This window comes from Leptospira mayottensis 200901116, from assembly GCF_000306675.2.
GTDB lineage: Bacteria > Spirochaetota > Leptospiria > Leptospirales > Leptospiraceae > Leptospira > Leptospira mayottensis.
Genome location: NZ_CP024871.1, coordinates 1,430,001 through 1,432,500, shown reverse-complemented (window position 1 = coordinate 1,432,500; position 2,500 = coordinate 1,430,001). Strand labels below are relative to the sequence as shown.

Sequence of the window (2,500 nt, the reverse complement as noted above, 5' to 3'; positions counted from 1 at the left end):
TCCTAAAGAACCGATCAAACCAAACACCTTGGAAGGACTATGAACAAAACCAGAAAGGGAACGAAAAGCCCCGTCCAACAAAAGTCTTCCTTTGTATTCCGGATAAAGAAGCTCTAAAAAATATTTTAAAAGAACATCTACAACCGGCCTCGGAATGGACTTCAGTTCCGGATAACGTTCCAAATTGGAAATCGAATATCGTCGAACCAAAGAAGAGCGATAAGCCTGGATCAAAATGGGAAAATCCGGATCCTGAAGAAAATTTTTCATACAACCGGAAGAATCGAATTCTTTCCTTGAGAGTAAACCAGAAAAAAATTAGGACTTGAAACTGGACAAAAACGGTAAGGTAGCATCTGCGGGCATAGGTTTACTGTAGAAATAACCCTGCCCTTTGTCACAACCGTGCCTTTTCATCAACTCTCCCACAACAGCGGTTTCAATCCCTTCCGCCACGACCGTCATTCCGAGTTTATGACCGAGATCAATAGCAGCCTGACAAATAAAAAGAGCTTCCTTATCATACGGAGATACACTTACAAAAGATCGATCGATTTTGAGTTCTGTAAAAGGATAACGATGAATTTGTTTCAAGGAAGAATAACCGATTCCGAAATCGTCCACGGAAAGTCCGATTCCTCGAATTCGAATCCGAGTTAGTATGTCCAAAGTAGACGTGATATTTTCCAATAACTGAGTTTCCGTAACTTCGACAATCAACTGGCTGTTCTTCAAACCGAAACTTTCGATCATCTTAGAAATAGTTTCAGGAAGAATCAACTTGTTCATACTCACAGGAGAAACATTTACAGCAACCGCAATACCCGGGAATTGTTTGTTCCAAACCGAACATTGAGTGAGTGCTTGAAGAATCAATTTCTCAGTCATCGCGTCCATTAAACTCGGATACGATTCCAAGATTGGAATGAAAGAATCTGGAAAAATCAAACCTCTTTTCGGATGAGACCAGCGCACCAGAGATTCAAAACCGGAAACGTTTCCTGTTTTAAAATTGATCTTGGGTTGATAATAAAGTAGAAATTGATCCTCTCGAATCGCCTGCTCAATTTCTTCCGGTGTGTTCACGGAAGTCTGTTCTTTAACAGCTCTTTTTCCAACGACAAAAGATTGCGAAGATTCGTTCTTTTGATTGGAGATAAGTCCCGTAAGTACACTCTGATATTCTTGGATTCGGATCGGTTTTTCAAGAACTCCCGAAATTTTTAATCCGTATTGGATCGCAAGGGCTTCAGCACTTTGTAAAACCCTTCGATCCGCTCCACTGATTAAGATTACGGAAACAGAAAGCTTTTTACCGGATAACATCCGTAAAACGTCGACTCCGTCCACTCCTGGAATCACTAAATCTAAAATGATATATTGAGTGTCCTCGGCCAACTTTTCAAAAAATACCCCGGCTTCATGAGTGACCGTAACTTCGAAACCACATTGTTTAGCTATATCCCCGAGGATACCTGCAATTTCTTCCTCATCGTCTAGAATCAGTAGATTGGGTAATTTAGGCTGACTCATGAGTATTCAATTAAAATATATTAAAACGATTCTCAAGAGACTTTCTAGATATAGGCCAGGAGATTTGAGCTGAACTTTCCGAATCGTTTGCGTCAATCGAAGAAGAAAAATAAAAGATTTTCACTTTCAAATCTGAGTTTTGCGCCTTCACCGCAATCTCCTTCCACTTCGAAAAACCTTCTCGCCAAGTTTCCGAAAGTAAAATAGTTTCGGAATTTATATTAGAAAGATAAGATTCAAAAGTATTTAGATCTCTAAAATGACGAAGCCGATACCCCAATCTCTGAAAAATATAAGACGTTCTCTTTGAAAATTCCCCTTCATTTGAAAAATAAAAAATTTCCTTCGGTTTTTTTGAAGATTCCACTTTTACAAAATGTGAGTTTGATTTTATGTCCTCAATAGGAAGATAAATATAAAAATCGGAACCGATATTCGAATGAGATTCAAATACGATTCGCCCTCCACTTCTTTGCACAAAACCGAAGACCATGGAAAGGCCAAGTCCCGAATTTTTCCCTTTTGATTTTGTAGTGAAAAAAGGCTCGAAAATTTTATCGGCTATGTTCAAATCCACACCCTTACCATTGTCCGCAACCCTAAGTAAAAGATAATGTCCTTCCTTTAACCCGAGTGATTTATCTTTAGAATTTAGAACGATCGTATCGGTTTCTATCAGAATACTTCCTCCAGATTCTTCGAAAGCTTCCTTCGCATTTTGAAGCAAATGCATAAGACAACTTGCAAATTCACTTCGATCAATCCGACAAAGATCACCCTCCGAGCGAGGATCAAAGTTCACCTGAACGTTCTGTGGAAACACATCCTCTGGATTTTCCAAATAATCGGCAATCAACGTGTTCGGATCCACGACTTCCGAATATAAAGATTGTTTTCTAGAAAAATTCAATAACTTCTTATTTACTTCCGCGCCCCGCATAACCGCATTTTGTGCGGAACGAATTCG

General features: G+C 39.2%; 3 protein-coding genes (2 of these 3 only partly in view). All 3 read right to left on the bottom strand.

Features of this window, described 5'->3' with window-relative positions:
* Tightly spaced (at most 48 nt apart), the 3 genes in view from LEP1GSC190_RS06355 to LEP1GSC190_RS06345 form a layout consistent with a single transcriptional unit that may run on beyond the window.
* Positions 1–270: the start of a hypothetical protein gene (locus LEP1GSC190_RS06355; protein WP_002762212.1), read on the bottom strand. 498 nt of this gene lie to the left of the window's left edge; only the first 270 of its 768 coding nucleotides appear in the window; its start codon is at positions 268–270; its stop codon lies off the left edge, out of view.
* 48 nt (positions 271–318) lie between these two features.
* Positions 319–1,533: an EAL domain-containing response regulator gene (locus LEP1GSC190_RS06350; RefSeq protein ID WP_002762153.1), complete on the bottom strand. Its 1,215-nt coding sequence runs from the start codon at positions 1,531–1,533 to the stop codon at positions 319–321.
* Positions 1,534–1,543: 10 nt separating this feature from the next.
* Positions 1,544–2,500: the 3' portion of a hybrid sensor histidine kinase/response regulator gene (locus tag LEP1GSC190_RS06345; RefSeq protein ID WP_004280342.1), read on the bottom strand. 573 nt of this gene lie beyond the right edge of the window; only the last 957 of its 1,530 coding nucleotides appear in the window; its start codon lies beyond the right edge, outside the window — the gene reads right to left on this strand; its stop codon occupies positions 1,544–1,546.